Origin of the sequence: Aminiphilus sp., from assembly GCF_029975095.1 — a bacterium.
In the GTDB taxonomy this organism is placed as follows: domain Bacteria; phylum Synergistota; class Synergistia; order Synergistales; family Aminiphilaceae; genus Aminiphilus.
Map to the genome: position 1 here is coordinate 1 of NZ_JARKPW010000030.1, position 15,541 is coordinate 15,541.

The window sequence follows — 15,541 nt, forward strand, 5'->3', positions numbered from 1 at the left end:
CTCCCGCGAGGAGGGGCGCCAGCCCTTCGGAAAGGGACTTCTGTCGTTTATGCATCGTCCGCTCCGTCTCCGGGGAAGTCCTCCGGTCCGTCCGGTTCCTCGCCGTGCCCCTCGCCCCGGTACTCGCTCCTCCGGCAGAGCCCCCGGAAAGAGCAGGCGGGGCAGAGGTCGCTCTCGTAGTCCGCCTCGAAGCGCCCTTCTTTCAGGCTCGTCGCCATGCGCTCGAGCGCACGGCGCGCCTCCTCCATGCGCGCCTCGGGCGTGGCGTCCCGCTTCGTCGCTCCCTTGCCCGTGTAGCTCTGCTTCACCTCCGGCGCGAAGACTCCCGCCGTCGTGCCGTCGCCGTGTCCCAGAAAGCCGAAGCCGCAGCAGGAATCGAGGCCGAAGGCCACGGCGTAGGCGGCGGTCTGGAGACGCGAGCGCAGGCGCGCCGCCCGGCCGAGCTTGTAGTCCAGGATCACCGTTCCCGCGTCGAGAACATCCATGCGATCGCACCGCCCCCGGAAGAGGACGCCCTGAATCGTCAGATCCGGGCAGGGTACCTCCAGACGCACGTCCCGGCGGCGGATCTTCGCCTCGACGAGGCGTGCCTCCGTGGCGGCCTGGGCGTCCGCCAGGGCGAGCACCTGGCGGTGCAGGCGCACCGCGTGGGCGGCGAGGCGGGGATCGCGCACGAGCTGGGGATAGAGCGCCTCCGGAGACGAAATTTCGTCGTCCTCTTCCGGAAAGAGACGGCGCCACTCCTCCTCCGCGAGGGCCCGGAAGAACAGGGGATTCGCTGCTTCGGTGAAGCGCTTCTCCTCGGCGAGGCGCTGCCACACCCGCTGCCAGAGCGTGTGGAGGGCCTGTCCCGCCGTGGCGCTGTCAAAGAGCCCCCGGGGCGGTTCTTCCAGGCGCAGCACCCGGGTGCACCAGTAGCGGAAGGGACAGGAGACGAAGGTGTCCAGATCGCTCAGGGAGGCGGTGGCACAGGTGGCCTGTTCCGCCGCCGGAGTCACGTGCAGAGTTGCCGCCCGGGGAAAGGGTTTCCGGGACAGGGGCGGGTCGTCCCGGCCGATCTCCGCGGGGAAGAAGCGCGTTTCCGTCTCCGCCGGAAGAAAACCTCCCGGCGGGAGTGCCTTCGCCCCGCGGAGGCGTGCATCGCGTGGTTTGTCCCGGTCGTCGCCGTCACTGCCGTTGCAAGGTGCTTTGCACGGCGGGGCAGGATCGACGAAATGCCATCGGGGGTCCTCCCGGAGGTGCTGCACGAAGGGAGACGGCGCGAGGGGGCGTCCCTTGTCGTCCGCCAGGGGGCGCAGAAAGATCGTCGCACGCTCTCCGAGGGCGGTCATGCGGCTGAAGAGGGCCTGCCGCGCCGACCGGCGCTCCGCAAGCAGCGGAAGATGCATCGCCCCGCCTCTGGTGCGGGGGGTCTCGTTCACCCGCTTCCGGAGTCCCTCTCCCGCCAGGGGGGCCTGTCGGAGTACCCCGGGCCAGGTGGCCGCCGTGACGTCCGCGAGAATCCATATCTGCGCACTCGCCAGAACCGGCGGTTGTCGGTCGTACAGCCGCAGGCTCTCCGCAGTGCCGAGAGGAGGCGAAGTGGTGGCGTTCTCCGCCCATTCGGCGAGAAAGGCCAGAGCGTCTCCGCCTCGGAGTCGCACGTCCCCGGCCTCTCCGAGGGAGGGGGTGAGTTCGTCCAGGAAGAGACACTTCCGCTCCAGTTCCGCGAGGGCTCCCGCGAGAAGGCGCACCGATCCGTCCAGGTCGGGGTCGTCCTCGGCGAAGGCGGCGAGGCGGGAGAGCCACGAGGGAGGTCCCGAGGCAAGAAGGCGTAGCGCTTCCAGAAGGCCTCGGGGGGTGTCCCCCTCGTCGATGCGGCGGCAGAAGGCCAGGAGGGTCTCGAAGAGCGCCGCGCCGTCTTCGTGCCGGTGGAAAAGGCGCCCCAGGCAGTGCCGCACCAGCTTCTCTCCCCGCTCTCCCGGGCCGCTCGCGGCGCGGAGGAGAAACTCCCGGGCGTGCAGCTCCCCGAGCAGGCAGGGAGAGGCCAGAAGGTGCGCCGTCTTTGCGGGGGGCCAGTTTTCCCGAAAGACTCCGTAGATCGCCTGGGGGAGATGCCCCAGGGGCGACACCGCGACGGATTCGCCCGCGGCGCGGACAAAAGGAATGCGGTAGCGCCGGAAGGCCCAGGTGAAGAGCGACGCGGCGCGTTCCGTCGCCAGGAGGGCCAGTTCCCCCCATCCCGGAAAGGCTCCCAGCGCGGCGAGGCGCCCCGTTTTCTCCCGCCAGAGCAGCAGTTCCCGGGCCAGCAGATCCGCCTGGCGGGAGACGTCGGGAACAGGAAGTTCGAGGCACCTCTGCGGTGGCGTCTCCGTTTCGCCGGAGACGCTCGCGACACCGTCCGCATCCGCTCCGGAAGTCTCCTTTCGGGCGGCTTCCGCTCCGCCGGTTCCGCTGGCGGTCCGGAGCTGTTCCCGGGCGTCGTAGACGCCGTCGAGGCGGGGATCGGGCTGGAAGAGCGTCACCGGAAGGAGCGCCGCGAGCTCCCGGACCAGGTTCAACTGGGCGGAGGTGAAGGAGAGAAAGCCCACGAGCACCAGCTCGGAAGGAAGGGCGCGGATGCCCTGGGGGCGGGGGATTGCCCGGCCTTCTTCCGCTGGAAGGGACTGCATTGAAGCGGGCGCCGTGCGGAGGCGCGCCAGAAGATCCCGCGTCAGGGAGGGCACGGCGGCGCTGTCCGCGAGTCCCTGGTGCTCCAGATAGTCCAGGTAACGGTGGTAGAGACGGCAGAGGAGTGCCGCCGCCGGGTCGTCCTTCGGACAGGGAGGCGGAGAGGGCGCTTCCGCCGCGGAGGTGAAGGTGCCGCAGGCATCTCCGCACCCCAGGGAGAGTGCCAGGTCCCGGGGGGAGACGTCCTCCCGCAGCAGCTCCCGGATCTGTTCGCCCAGGATCGTCACGAAACCGCGGTGCCGCAGCGGCGGGGGCACTGTTCCCGCGGCGGTGCGGCGTTCCTCCGCCACCAGCAGGGAGAGAATGAGGTGATGGTCCGGAGGATCGATCTGTCGCCGCAGGATCTCCTCTGGAGCGAGCAGGTCCGCCGCATCGCGGTAGAGATCGTTCCAGAGCCGAATCCGCGGTCGCTCCCGGGAAAGCGTCGCGGGTTCGGGAAGCAACGCCCGGAGCAGCGCCCGATCCTCCGAGGAGGGCACCAGAAAGACCGGCGGTGCGCTCCTGTGCGTCGCCTCGTGCCGGGCGAGCCCTTCCCGCAGTTCCGTCAGACTGTAGTAGGTGGAAATGGTCAGGGACAGAGAACTTCCTCCTCCATGCCGAGGCGCGGCAGCTGTGTCCGGCGCGCATCCCTTTGGGCCCCGCCGCAGGGGCAGAACGACGCGCAGGCTCTGGAAAGACTTCTTTACATGTTCCCTCGCGTTTCACGACCTTCGGGTGATGCGCCCGAAGAGTTTCCTGCCTTTCTGGGAAAACTCCTTGTACGTCACGTTTCGTTTCATGTATGGCTTCCACGTAGAGGTGGCTTCGATTATAGCAAAGGAGCACATGGCGGAGGCTAGGAATGTGTGCCTTGGTGTAACCGACAGTGATCTTGTCGCCCCTGAGCGGGACGAGAAAAAAGTCACCCATGACGAACAGGGGCGACGTCTTCATGAAGATGAAGGGAGCGCGGTGGTTCTTGGTGAGTGGACCGGCATCTGCCGGGGGAAGTCCGGTGTCGGAGGACGGAGCCCCGGAAGGAAACGAGGGCTCATTGCGCATCGGCGCTTATGCTCGCAAAGGGTGCGACATGGCGATGGCAATGAGGACGCATCGGGCGGGAGCGCGTTGTCGGGAAGGGGAGAGGCGGGTTCGTTTTCCGAAGAAAGCGCCCGCCTCGTCACGGATTCCGGCGGCGTGAGTGGATCGGATCGAGAGCGCCCATGGGGCGCCTCAGTCGAGGTAGATGCGCTTCACCCGGGGAGAAAAGAAGGAAAAGACCTGAGCGACGATGGTGTCCAGACGGTCCGCCACTTCCTGGGCGGTGATCTCCTCGTCCCCCTGGCGACCGATGAAGACCGCCTCGTCTCCCACGGCGGCGTCCGGAAGGGCAGTGAGGTCCACGGTGACGGAGTCCATGCAGATGGCGCCCACCGCCGTGACGCGGTGTCCCCGGAGGAGAAACTGGGCGTTTTTCATGGAGCGCACCAGGCCGTCGTGAAAGCCCATGGGGATGATGCCGAGCCGCTGGGTGCCCCTGGTGACGTAGCGCAGGCCGTATCCCACGGGATGCCCCGGCGGAAGGGTCCGGACGGACGCGAGGGTGCTCTTCACGGTAACGGTGGGTGTCTTGGGGACGACGCGGTTCTCGAAGCCGCTCCGGTAGCCGTAGAGGAGAAGCCCCGCGCGCACCGCGTCGAGATGTGCCTCGGGGACGTTGATGAGCCCCGCGCTGTTGCAGGCGTGCCGCAGCGGAAGGGAGATGCCGTTGCGCTCCAGATCCTCGATGCTCTCCGCAAAACGCCGGTACTGCGCCCGCGTGTAGTCCAGGTTCTCCTCGTCGGCGGTGGCGAAGTGGGTATAGATCCCGGCGATTTCCAGGTCGCCCCAGGCGAGGATCGTTCGGACCGCCTCGACGAGTTCGTCCGGAAAAAAGCCGATCCGCCCGAGACCGGTGTCCACCTTCAGATGGATCCGTCCCCGCCTGCCCACCGCCTTCGCCGCGTCGCGCAGCGCCGAGGCGAAGGCCATGTCGCCGCAGGTGGCGCACAGGTTCTGCCGCACCACCGCCTCGGTGGCGGAAACGGGAGGGATTCCCAGGAGGAGAATCTCCACGTCTCGCAGCGCCACCCGGAGCGAGAGCCCCTCGTCGATCGTGGCCACGGCGAAGCGACGGCACCCCTCGCCGAAAAAAACCTCCGCTGCGGGATGCATGCCCAGTCCGTAGGCGTCGCCCTTCACCACGGCCATGATGTCGCACTGTGGGGACAGAAGTCTCCGGACGGTCGCGTAGTTTCGTCTCAGGCCGGAGAGGGAGACTTCCATGCGGGTGGGGTGGAAGCGCTGGATATCGTGATCTGTCTGAAACCGGCTCTCCATGGGGGAACGTGCCTCCTCGGCAGGACAATGTCCTTCGGTGCAAGATGTGTTGTCTGTCCGTCCAAATTGTACAACCCGGTCTTCTTTCGCGGGTACCGTGCCGCTTTTCGCCGCTTCCGGAGAAGCGCACGGAATGATCCGGCGGGACGCCCGGTCCCTGGCGAAAGCGGCCCCGGGCGGGCGAGGGCGATTCTCCGGAAGCAGCGAAACACGTTTTTCGGCGGAGTTTTCCGTTCCGGAAGCGGTGTGCAGCTCCGGGAGCGTGCCGGAGGATGGGAGGCGGTTCGAAGGTCACGCCCCTGTGGATGTCTTCAGGCAGACCCGGCCGGAGCGGCTGGAGGTGAGGCGCCCTTCCTCCACGGCGGCGACCCCGTTCACGAAGAGATGAACGATCCCTTCGGCGAAGCGGGGGGGCTCGCCGAATCCGGGGCCCCCGTCGAGGCGGGAGGGATCGAAGAGCACGATATCCGCCCTGGCTCCAGGGCGAAGAACGCCCCGGTCCCGCAGGCCGAGTCTCTTGGCGGGAAGGCCCGTGATGCGGTGGATTCCCTCCCCGAGGGACAGAAGGTTTCGCTCCAGGACGAAATGGCGCAGAAAACGGGGAAAGGTGCCGAAGACCCGGGGATGGGGCGCGCCGTCGTCCGCCGGATCGGCGATCCGCGAGTCCGAGCCGATGATCGTTCCGGGCCTGGAGATGACGTATGCCACGTCCTCCTCGTCCATGGCGAAGAAGATGGCCCGGGCGTCGCCGCCGCAGGCGAGAAGCCAGTCGAAGAAACGTTCCGTCCGTTCTTCGGGAGACCCGTTTCCGAGAATGTCGCTCAGCATGCGCCCCTGGTCGCGGGGGAGGGCGGGGCAATTGGCGATCATGATCGACTCCGGCGGCGACTCCCGGGGAAAGATACTGTGCGGATTCTCCAGCATCTCCCGCCGCAGCGCGGTTCGCGTGTCGGGATCGCGGAGCCGGGCGAGCATCGCCTCCTTGCCCCCCTCCAGAGCTTTGTCGGGAAGACAGATGGTGATTCCCGTGGAGCTGGCGTGGTAGGGATAGGCGTCCCAGGCGACGTCCAGGCCTTCGTCCCTGGCGCGACGGAGCATCTCCATGGTGGTGCGGACCTTCCCACGGTTTTTCCGGCCCGACGCCTTGTGGTGCGAGATCTGGAGCGGAAAGCCCCAGCGTCGCGCCAGGGCGATGTTCTCCGCCACGCACTCCACCACGAAGTCGCTCTCGTCGCGCATGTGGGTGGCGTGGAGCGCCTTTCTCCGCCCCAGAAGGCGGAAGACGGCGTCCATCTCCTCCTCGGAGGAGAAACACCCCGGAGGATAGAACAGCCCCGTGGAGACGCCCCATGCGCCTTCCCGGAGCGCCTCGTCGAGCAGGTTCACCAGGCGGGCGATGTCCCCCCCGCCGAGGGGTTCCTTCCGAAAGCCGCTCACGGCGGTTCGGGCGCTGCCGTGTCCCACCATGGGGAGGATGTTCACGCCGGGGCGGATCTCCTCCACGAGGCGGCAGAACTCGCCGAAGCCGCGCCAGGTCCACCGGAAACGCGCATCCTCCGGCACGGCGCCGCCGGTGCTGCTTTTCGAGAGGGCGAACAGCTCCTCCGTCGTTCCGAGAGGCGCCATGGAGATGCCGCACTGGCCGGTGACCACGGTGCCGACGCCCATTTTCAGGTAGTTCGGCGCGGTGGGCTTGGCAAGAATGTTGAGATCCGCGTGGGAGTGGATGTCGATGAAGGCGGGACAGGCGACGAGCCCGTCGGCGTCGAGGATTCTGCGGGCCGTTCCGTCGCAGTGTCCCACGGCGGCAATGGTATCTCCCGCGATGGCGACGGCGCCGTGCAGGGCCTCTTCGTTGCCCGTTCCGTCGTAGATCGTCGCGTTGCGAATGAGCAGGTCGTACACGGTATCGTCTCCTTGTCGTCGGGGTCCGAAGGTCTCTCCGTTCCGGGCGGCAGGATGTCGTTCCGCCCGGAGGCTGCTCATTCCGAAATCCGGTGGCACGCCACGAAATGTCCCGGAGCGGCCTCTCTCATGGCGGGTTCCTCGGTGTCGCACAGGTCGGTTCTGTAGGGGCACCGCGGTGCGAGGCGGCACCCGGGGGGAAGATCGAGCAGGCTTGGCGGATCGGAGGAGAGCAGGGCCCGCCTGCGCCCGCGCTCTCTGGGCGATGTCGGGGGCGATGCGAAGAAGAGTCCCTGCGTGTAGGGATGCAGCGCGTTTTCGAACACCATTTCCGAGGGACCGGTCTCCACGATCCTTCCCAGATACATGACCGCCGTGTGGTCGCTCACGTAGCGCACCACGTTCAGGTCGTGGGAGATGAAGAGATAGGCGAGGCCGAGGGTGCGCTGCAGGTCCGTCAGGACATTGAGCACCTGGGCCTGGACGGAGATGTCCAGGGCGCTGGTCGGCTCGTCCAGCACGAGCAGCCTGGGGCGCAGGAGCATGGCCCGGGCCACGCAGACCCGCTGCTGCTGGCCTCCCGAGAGCTGGTGGGGGTAGCGGTGCAGCACTTCCTCCCGGAGATGCACCCGGGCGATGGCTTCCAGGATCCGCTCCTCCGGATTTGCCGTGCCCTCTTGGTTGACCTGGAGAGGGCGCTCCAGAGAGCGGCGGATGGTCATCCGCGGATTGAGCGAGGCGTTCGGGTCCTGAAAGACCACGCTCATCTTCCGGCGCAGGCGCTTCATCTCCCCGGGAGGAGCGGTGGCCAGGTTCTCTCCGTCCAGGAGGATCTCCCCGGAAGTACAGGCCAGAAGACGCAGCACGAGCCGGGCCACGGTGGTCTTGCCGCTGCCGCTCTCGCCCACGAGGCCGAGGGTCTTCCCCGCGGCGAGACGGAAGCTCACGTCGTCCACGGCCCTGACCGTGCCCGGTTTCCGCAGAAAACCGCCGGAGACGCGGAAGTGTTTCTTCAGGTGACGCACGTCGAGCAGGGGGTGCGCGCCGGTCATGGCTGTTCCTCCTCTTCCGCGCGCCAGCAGGCCACGCGATGGGTTTCTCCGAGACGGCGCAGGAGGGGTTCCTCCGTCGCACAGCGCTCCACGCGCAGAGGACAGCGCTCGAAAAAGAGGCACCCCCGGTACGGCTCCGTAGGATCCGGCAGGGTTCCGGGAATGCTCTCCAGCCGACCGCCCTGCTTGGTCCCCCGGGGGAGGGCGCGCATGAGCATCCGCGTGTAGGGATGCCGGGGCGCGTCGAAGAGGGCGAAGACCTCGTTCTCCTCCACGAGCTTGCCCGCGTACATGACGCCCACCCGGTCGGCCGTCTCGGAGACGATGCCGAAGTCGTGGGTGATGAGGAGCATCGCCATGTTGAAGCTCCTCCGCAGTTCCAGCATCAGGTCGAGAATCTGGGCCTGGATCGAGACATCCAGCGCTGTGGTGGGCTCGTCGGCGATGAGCAGCTTTGGGTGCCGGGCGAGCATCATGGCGATCATCACCCGCTGGCGCATGCCGCCGGAGAGTTCGTGGGGATAGCTTCGGAGCTTCTGCTCCGGATCCGCCAGGCGGACGCCCCGGAAGAGCTCCAGTACCCGCCGCATCGCGGAAGCCTTGGCGAGGCCGTCCAGGAGAACCGCCTCGCAGGTCTGGTACCCCGCGGTGTAGAGGGGATTCAGGGAGTCCAGCGGGTTCTGGAAGATCATGCCGATGTGGCTTCCCCGGACGGCGGAGAGTTCCCGGTCCGGCAGAGCGAGAAGATTCCGCTCCCCGAAGCGGATCGTCCCGGTGATGCGCCGTCCCGGCGCGTTCGTCTCCGAGAGAAGGCCCATGACGGCCTGGGCGGTGCTCGATTTGCCGCATCCCGATTCGCCCACCAGGGCGTAGATCTCCCGGGGGCGGATGGAGAAGCTCACCCCGTCCACGGCGCGGCTCGTTCCGCGGGCCGTGCGGAAGGAAACCGCCAGGTTCTCCACCGAAAGGAGTGGCGTTCCGTCGGCACCGCCCGGCTCCGTGCGCAGGGATTCGCCTCCGCTTCTTGCCCCGCCCCCGGGAAGAGCGTCTCCGGCGGTGCCGTTTCCTCCCTCGTGGCGGTGGAGGCGTTTTTCGTGTCCGTTCGGGTTGTTCCACACGTTCGTCATCGTTCCGTCTCTCCCGTCAGATCTTCAGCCGGGGATCGAGGAGATCCCGGAGTCCCTCGCCGATGAGGTTGAAGCCGAGCACCACGTAGATGATGGCCAACCCCGGAAAGACGCTCAGCCAGGGGGCGCGGGTCATGTAGGTCATGCCGTCCGAGAGGATCACGCCCCAGTCCGGCGAGGGCGGCTGCGCGCCGAGGCCGAGGAAGCCCAGGGCCGTGGTGGTGATGATCGTGGCGGGGAGGGAAAGGGTTGCCAGCACGATGGTCACGGGAACCACGTTGGGGAAAATGTAGCGGAAGAGGAGCGCCGCGTCGTTCTCGCCGAAGGCCCGGGCCGATTCGATGAAGGGAAGATTCTTGATGCTCTGGGTCTTGGCACGGATGACGCGGGTGAACCGCGCCCAGGAGACGAGCGCCACGGCGATGATCACGTTCGTCAGCCCCGGGCCGAGGGCGGCGCAGATGGCGATGGCGAGGATCGTCGGCGGCAGTGCCCAGGTGGCGTCGGTGAAGAAGAGGATCACCTTGTCCCGCCAGCCGCCGTAGAAACCGGCGAGAAGTCCCAGGGTGACTCCCAAAAGCACCTGGATGGTCACGGCGATGACGCCGATCTTCAGGGTGATTCGGGAGCCGTGGATCACCCGGGAGAAGAGATCCCGCCCGAGATGGTCCGTGCCGAAGAAGTGGGACGCCGAGGGGGGCTGTAGCTTCTCCCGCACGCTGATCTCGTCGTAGGGACGGAGCGCGATGCGGTCGGCGAAGAGAGCCACCACCACCACGCTCGCCAGAATGAGGAACCCCGCAAGAAAGGTTCTGTTGCGGCAGGCCTCGCCCAGGTGGGCGCGGAACGCTTCCGTCTTCATGCCTGTTCCCTCCTCAGCTCCACCCGAATGCGCGGGTCCAGCAGTCCCGTGAGGAGGTCCCCCAGGGTGGTGCTCACCACGGTGAGGATGGCGATGAGGAGCACGATGCCCTGCACGACCGGGAAGTCCTGCACCGACACGGATTTCCAGAGCAGGCGCCCCATGCCCGGCCAGGCGAAGATGGTCTCGGTGATGATGGAGCCTCCGATGAGCCAGGGAACGGCGAGAAAGAACATGACCGTCACGGGCACGAGGGCGTTGCGCAGCACGTGGCGGATCATGACGGCCCGCTCGCTCAGTCCCTTGGCGTAGGCCGTGGCCACGTGCTTTTCCCGGAGAATCTCCAGCACCTCCGAGCGGGTGATGCGCAGCGTCTCCGCCAGACGGGGGAGCATGAGCGTCAGCACGGGCAGGATGTAGGACGCCGGTCCCGAGGCCCCCGAGACGGGAAGAAGGCCGAAGCGGACGCTGAAGACGAGAATGAGCAGGATGCCCAGCCAGAAGAAGGGAATGGCCCGGAGGACCGATGTGACCACCACGCAGCACTTGTCGAACCAGGAGTCCCGCTTGTAGGCCGCCCAGAGTCCGAGGGGCGTGGCGACGAGATACTGCAGCAGCAGTGCCGTGAGGGTGAGCTTGAGCGTGAAGGGAAAGCGCCCCGCGATGAGGGACGTCACGGACTGCCCCGTGGTGATGGATCTTCCCAGATCGCCCCGGAGGACGTTGCCGAGCCAGTAGCCGTACTGCACCAGGAAGGGTTTGTCGAGTCCCCATTCTTTGCGGAGGCGCTCGATGGTCTCCTCCGATGCCCTTGGATTGTCGATGAGCTGGATCGGATCTCCGGGCATCATGTGCATGATGGAGAAGAGCACGAAGGAGACCGTGAGCACCACGAGTGCTCCCTGGAAGAGACGTTTTGCCGTGAACGCGAGAAAATCACCCAACGGAGATCCTCCTTCCGTCGTTCTTGTTCCGCCTTCCCCGTCCCGCGTCGTTCCCCGGAGGTTGCCCTCACGGGCGAATGCCCGCCGGAACGTTCCCGAAAGAAAGTTCCGCGAATGCCCGCCGCCGTGACGGGAAAAAGTCGCGCGGCGAGCGACAGAGACGCCGTCCCCGCGTCGTTCCCCGGGGGGCTTCACGGGCGAATGCCCGCCGCGGAGATGTTTTAGGGCGGGACGCGCGGGCGGCGGAAGGAATTTCCCCGTCCGTCTCCGGCGCGTCCCGAAGGCAGGTATTCTACTTCACGAACTCCACGTCGTTGAGCAGAAGGATCGTATTCCCCGTCATCTTGTATCCCTTGATCTGCTTGCTGAACGCAAGGTAGCGGAAGGGCGTGAGGAGCGGAACGCCGAGCCCCTTCTCCAGAACCAGGCGCTGTCCCTTTGCGTAGAGCTCCATGCGCTTCGCCGGGTTCGTCTCGTTCACGGCGACCTTGAGCACCTCGTCCACCTCGGGGTCGCTCGTGTACTTGTAGGTCGATTCGAAAAGGTAGTTCACCATGCTGCCGTCGGGCCAGTTGTAGCGTCGTCCGGCGATCTCGTACTCACCCTTGCGCGTCTGGTTCTTCACGTAGTTGTGCTCGAACTCCCGGATCTCCACGGCGATGCCGAGCTTCTTGAGCTGGGCCTGGATCAGCGGCGCCGTGGAGGCCATCTCGGGAATGTCCAGAGGAACCATCATGGTGAAGCTCAGCCGCACGCCGTCCTTCTCGCGGACGCCGTCCTTGCCGGCCGTCCACCCCGCGGTCTCAAGAAGCTCCTTCGCCTTTTCCATGTCGTAGCCGAAGTCCCGGGAGAAGGCTTCCTCCGCGGCCTCGCTGTAGCCCGACATGGTGGGGGGCATGAAACCGTACCGGGCCTGGGCCTTGTCGTCCAGAACCGCCACGAGTTCCTCCTTGTCGATGCCCCGGATGATCGCCTGGCGCACTGCGGGATCATTCAGCCCGGGGACCTTGTCGTTCAGGTAGTACATGCTCCCTCCCGCGAGGAGATAGCGGATCATCTCGATGTCGTCGTTTTTCTCCAGCTCGTCCACGTTCTCGATGGGGATGTTGAAGGCGATGTCCGCCTTGCCCGCCTGAATCTCCGACACGCGGGTGAAGCCGCTGGGGACGAAGCGCACCCGCACGGATTCCACGAGGGCGATGCCTTTGTTCTCCACGAAGGGAATGTTCGTCCGGTGGTACGGATTGCGTTTGAGGATGATGTGCGATCCCTGGACCCACTCGTCCACCGCGAAGAGACCGAACGTCACGGCCTTGCGGGCGAATGCGTCCTTGTCCGTGCTTTCCGCGGCGGCCACGTTCACCAGGCCCGTGAAGGCGCTCGCCATGTCCACGAAGTTCGCGGCAGGGGAGTCCGTCCAGGTCATGATGAAGTCGTTGCCGTTCACGCTGAAGCTGCAGTCCTTCTTGAAATCCGCCCCGAAGGAGGATGTCTCCGCGTAGCGCGCGAAGGAGCGCATCACCGCCTCCGCCGTGACGGGGTCGCCGTTGGAGAATTTCAGCCCCTCCGGAATGGTCATGGTGATGACCCTTCCATCCTCGGAGACCTTCCAGTCCGACACGTATCCCTTCTGCAGGGTCATGTCGCCGTCGAGAACGAGCATGGGGGCGTAGATGAAGTCGTGTGTCGCGAAGCTGGTGGTGCACTGCTGGATGTCCGTGTTCTCGATCTCCTCCGCCGCCACGATGACCAGCTCCCGGGCGGTCGCGGGAACGACGAGGCCCAGAGTCAACAGGACGCCGAGACAGACAAGCGCGATCTTCCTTTTCATTTCCTTCACTCCTCTCCAAATGGGACCGTGGAACCACCGAAGGACTTGAGCGCCCGTGCCGGAGTCTTCGTGCCGCGTCCGCTCCCTGCCGCTCCGACACGGAAGGGATGTGTTCTGTCCGCCTCTGTCTTCAGACACCCCCCTTCTCATGGCTCTTCCCGTGAAGGTGCTTGCGTTCCGCTGCCGCCCAGGTCTTCTCGAAGTTTCCCAGGGTGGCGACGGCGCAAAAGAGAAAGCGCGTGCGCTCGAAGAGCGAGGCCACGTCGGCCCACTCCATGGGGGAATGGTTGTGCCTGCCCTTGACGCCGAGCTGATCCGCCGTGGGGGTTCCCGCCGCGACGGTGAAGGCCGAATCGGAACTTCCCCCCGAGGCGGCGGGGCGCACCGGAGGCAGGTCGAAGGAGTCCGCCACCCACCGGAGATGGTCGAAGAGCGCCAGGTTCCCCTCGGTGCGTTCCATGGGAGGAAAACGCACGCCCCCCGACAGGCTTGCCTCCGTGCCCTCCACGGTGCTGCGGCGGGCCACGTCCCGGAGCAGCGCTTCCGCCCGGGCGGCGGCGCCGGTGGTGCGGGTGCGCACGTCGATGTGCAGCTCCGCCCTGTCCGCCACGACGTTTGCCACGGTGCCTCCCCGGAAGACACCCACGTTGAAGCTCATGTCCTCTCCCGACGCGGCGGAGATGGCGACGGTCTTGTGCGCCGCCTCGAGCACGGCGCTCCGCCCCTCTCCGGGGTCGCGCCCCGCGTGGGCCGCTCTGCCCCGCACGTCGAGAAGGTAACGGCTCATGCCCTTGCGTTCCACGATGACCCCGTCGTCGGGAGCGCCCGTCTCCAGGTTGAAGGCCGCGACGCACTCCGCGGCGGCGGCGCGGAAACGCTCCCCCATGTCGGACTCGGGGTGCCCGGTCTCCTCGTCTCCCGCGAGGAGGACCCGGATCGGGCGCTCCCGGAACCCCCCTTCGAGAAGTGCCCGGACGGCGTGAAAGGCGATGGTGATGCCCCCCTTCATGTCCAGGACCCCCGGGCCGTAGGCGCGCCCCTCCTCGATACGGAATGTCCGCCGCTCTTCCGCGAGCGGGGGAAAGACCGTGTCGTAATGGCCGAGCAGAAGGACCGGTCTGCCGGGCGCGTTTCCGTTCAGCGTGACGGCGAGGCCGTTTCCGGCCTTGGCAAAGCGCAGAAGTTCGCAGGTTCCGCCGATCTCGTCGAAGCGTTCGGCGAGCCACGCCGCCAGGGCGTCCACCGAAGGTTTGTCCCCGGAGAAGCTTTCCCTGTTCACCAGTGCTTCCCAGAAGGCGAGCATGGCTTCCCGGTTGCGGCGGACGTAGTCCTCGATGAAGCGTTTTTCCGAAAAGAACTTCCCGGCGGAGACGTCCTCCCCGGGAGCGGTTTCTCCGTGCATGATCGTTTCACCTTCCATTTCGTTCTCCTGCTTCGCCTGCGGCGCCCCTTTGCGCCGCCGTTTCCGTCCGCTCGCCGAACGGACGGAACATCCCGTCCGGCGCCGTGCCATCGCTTCGGGACCTGCGGCGGTGGCGGCTTCGGACGGAATCACCCCCGAAGGGCGATCTTTCGGGTGATGACCCGGGCTGTTTCGAGCACGCCGTCCAGGTAGTTCTCCACGAGCGCCTCCCGGGAGAGCAGTGTCTTGGGGCAGGAGAGGGCCACCGCGGCGAAGGCCCTGCCGTCCTTGTCGAACACCGGTGCGGCGATGCCCACGAAGCCGATGCGGTATCCTTCGTTGCCCAGGTGGTACCCCTGTTCGCGGACCCTGCGATAGTGCTCCATGATCTGATCGATGTCCGTGAGGGTGTTCTCCGTCACTTTCTTCAGCGGGGCCGCCGCCTCCAGCATGCGCCGGATCATTGCCTGGTCCTGGTAGGCCGCCAGGAGGATCGCCGTGAGTCCCGCGTGGAGCGGAATTCCACCTCCCTCGTAGGGACCGTAGGTCCGCCGGTCGTGGAGAAAATCCACGGAGAGGAGCAGAAAACACTTCCGCCCGTCCCAGATGCTCAGATAGGTGTGTCCCCTTCCTCCGGGCGTCGTCTCCTTGAGGCGGACCAGATGGGGCATGACCGTGTCCTCCAGGTCGGATTGCTCCAGAAAGGCCTTGCCGAGCCGGACGAGAGAGGCCCCGAGGGTGTAACGCTTCGTCAGGGAATCGCGGAAGACGAACCCGCACTGTTCCATGGCGTCGAGCATGCTCAGCGCACCGGGCTTGCTCATGGAGAGAAAATCCGCCACCTCCGTGAGGGACATGGTGTAGGGCGGCTCGGCCAGCCTGTCCAGGACGGAGGCCGCTTTTTCGATGCTCGTGGGCGGTTTCATGTGCGGAGTTCCTCCTTTTTCATCGATGCGTGTTTGTGATGAACATGAACGTAAACATGAATATGAACGTGAAAAACGCACAGTGTCTTCGAGGTGCAGAAATCGCCGCGACGGCGGACTTCGTGGTTTTTTTCGAGTGCGGGTGCTCCGCGGCGGATTTTGCCCGCACGCCGCTGCCGTGCCGAAGGATCTGGACCGGAACCGTGCTCTACGCGGGAGCGTTTTGCAGCGACGAGGTGCTTGTGGTTAGATATAATCTAACTTAGTAAGATAATAGAGGTATTATAACAAGTCCTGCATCGCAATACAAGAGCATGGGCGCAGCGGGATCGGAGGACAACGAAGTTCTTCGATGCACGGACCATTGTGTGGCGCGCGACGGCTTCGGGAGAACGTGCGTCTGTCCGGGACAGGCCGCCGGGTCA

11 protein-coding genes are annotated in these 15,541 nt (G+C 66.2%); 1 reads left to right on the top strand and 10 read right to left on the bottom strand.

The window, feature by feature from the left end; genetic code table 11:
* Positions 1-47 precede the first annotated feature (47 nt).
* From Q1K49_RS01880 to Q1K49_RS01925, 10 genes are all read right to left on the bottom strand, one after another.
* Positions 48-3,188: a PD-(D/E)XK nuclease family protein gene (locus tag Q1K49_RS01880; RefSeq protein ID WP_300522130.1), complete on the bottom strand. Its 3,141-nt coding sequence runs from the start codon at positions 3,186-3,188 to the stop codon at positions 48-50.
* A 733-nt stretch (positions 3,189-3,921) separates the two neighbouring features.
* Positions 3,922-5,067 (bottom strand): alanine racemase, encoded by a 1,146-nt coding sequence (gene alr / locus Q1K49_RS01885; protein ID WP_300522133.1) that lies wholly within the window; start codon positions 5,065-5,067, stop codon positions 3,922-3,924.
* A 291-nt stretch (positions 5,068-5,358) separates the two neighbouring features.
* On the bottom strand, positions 5,359-6,972 hold the full coding sequence (locus Q1K49_RS01890; protein WP_300522136.1) for an amidohydrolase family protein: 1,614 nt from the start codon (positions 6,970-6,972) through the stop codon (positions 5,359-5,361).
* A 77-nt stretch (positions 6,973-7,049) separates the two neighbouring features.
* Positions 7,050-8,024 carry an oligopeptide/dipeptide ABC transporter ATP-binding protein gene (locus Q1K49_RS01895; protein ID WP_300522138.1) on the bottom strand — a complete coding sequence of 325 codons (975 nt, stop codon included), beginning with the start codon at positions 8,022-8,024 and terminating at the stop codon, positions 7,050-7,052.
* Entirely contained in the window at positions 8,021-9,151 is a 1,131-nt protein-coding gene (locus Q1K49_RS01900) for an ABC transporter ATP-binding protein (RefSeq protein WP_300522141.1), read from the bottom strand. The genes Q1K49_RS01895 and Q1K49_RS01900 overlap by 4 nt, the downstream gene beginning before the upstream one ends.
* A 16-nt stretch (positions 9,152-9,167) precedes the next feature.
* Positions 9,168-10,013 (bottom strand): ABC transporter permease, encoded by an 846-nt coding sequence (locus Q1K49_RS01905; protein ID WP_300522143.1) that lies wholly within the window; start codon positions 10,011-10,013, stop codon positions 9,168-9,170.
* On the bottom strand, positions 10,010-10,957 hold the full coding sequence (locus Q1K49_RS01910; protein ID WP_300522146.1) for an ABC transporter permease: 948 nt from the start codon (positions 10,955-10,957) through the stop codon (positions 10,010-10,012). The genes Q1K49_RS01905 and Q1K49_RS01910 overlap by 4 nt, the downstream gene beginning before the upstream one ends.
* Before the next feature lie 292 nt (positions 10,958-11,249).
* On the bottom strand, positions 11,250-12,788 hold the full coding sequence (locus Q1K49_RS01915) for an ABC transporter substrate-binding protein (protein ID WP_300522148.1): 1,539 nt from the start codon (positions 12,786-12,788) through the stop codon (positions 11,250-11,252).
* Between the two features lie 130 nt (positions 12,789-12,918).
* A complete protein-coding gene (locus Q1K49_RS01920; RefSeq protein WP_300522150.1) occupies positions 12,919-14,208 on the bottom strand; it encodes a M20/M25/M40 family metallo-hydrolase in 1,290 nt (429 codons plus the stop codon).
* A gap of 131 nt (positions 14,209-14,339) precedes the next feature.
* On the bottom strand, positions 14,340-15,116 hold the full coding sequence (locus tag Q1K49_RS01925) for an IclR family transcriptional regulator (RefSeq protein ID WP_300522152.1): 777 nt from the start codon (positions 15,114-15,116) through the stop codon (positions 14,340-14,342).
* A gap of 38 nt (positions 15,117-15,154) precedes the next feature.
* Between Q1K49_RS01925 and Q1K49_RS01930 the strand changes: the two genes are divergently transcribed.
* Positions 15,155-15,382, top strand: a complete 228-nt coding sequence (locus Q1K49_RS01930) for a hypothetical protein (protein ID WP_300522154.1) — start codon at positions 15,155-15,157, stop codon at positions 15,380-15,382.
* Positions 15,383-15,541: the final 159 nt, after the last annotated feature.

Excerpts from the sequence above, each read along its gene's own strand:
- Q1K49_RS01920 (WP_300522150.1), bottom strand. The coding sequence starts at position 14,208 with ATGGAAGGTGAAACGATCATGCACGGAGAAACCGCTCCCGGGGAGGAC.
- alr (WP_300522133.1), bottom strand. The coding sequence starts at position 5,067 with ATGGAGAGCCGGTTTCAGACAGATCACGATATCCAGCGCTTCCACCCC.
- Q1K49_RS01925 (WP_300522152.1), bottom strand. The coding sequence starts at position 15,116 with ATGAAACCGCCCACGAGCATCGAAAAAGCGGCCTCCGTCCTGGACAGG.
- Q1K49_RS01905 (WP_300522143.1), bottom strand. The coding sequence starts at position 10,013 with ATGAAGACGGAAGCGTTCCGCGCCCACCTGGGCGAGGCCTGCCGCAAC.
- Q1K49_RS01895 (WP_300522138.1), bottom strand. The coding sequence starts at position 8,024 with ATGACCGGCGCGCACCCCCTGCTCGACGTGCGTCACCTGAAGAAACAC.
- Q1K49_RS01915 (WP_300522148.1), bottom strand. The coding sequence starts at position 12,788 with ATGAAAAGGAAGATCGCGCTTGTCTGTCTCGGCGTCCTGTTGACTCTG.
- Q1K49_RS01900 (WP_300522141.1), bottom strand. The coding sequence starts at position 9,151 with ATGACGAACGTGTGGAACAACCCGAACGGACACGAAAAACGCCTCCAC.
- Q1K49_RS01930 (WP_300522154.1), top strand. The coding sequence starts at position 15,155 with ATGAACATGAACGTAAACATGAATATGAACGTGAAAAACGCACAGTGT.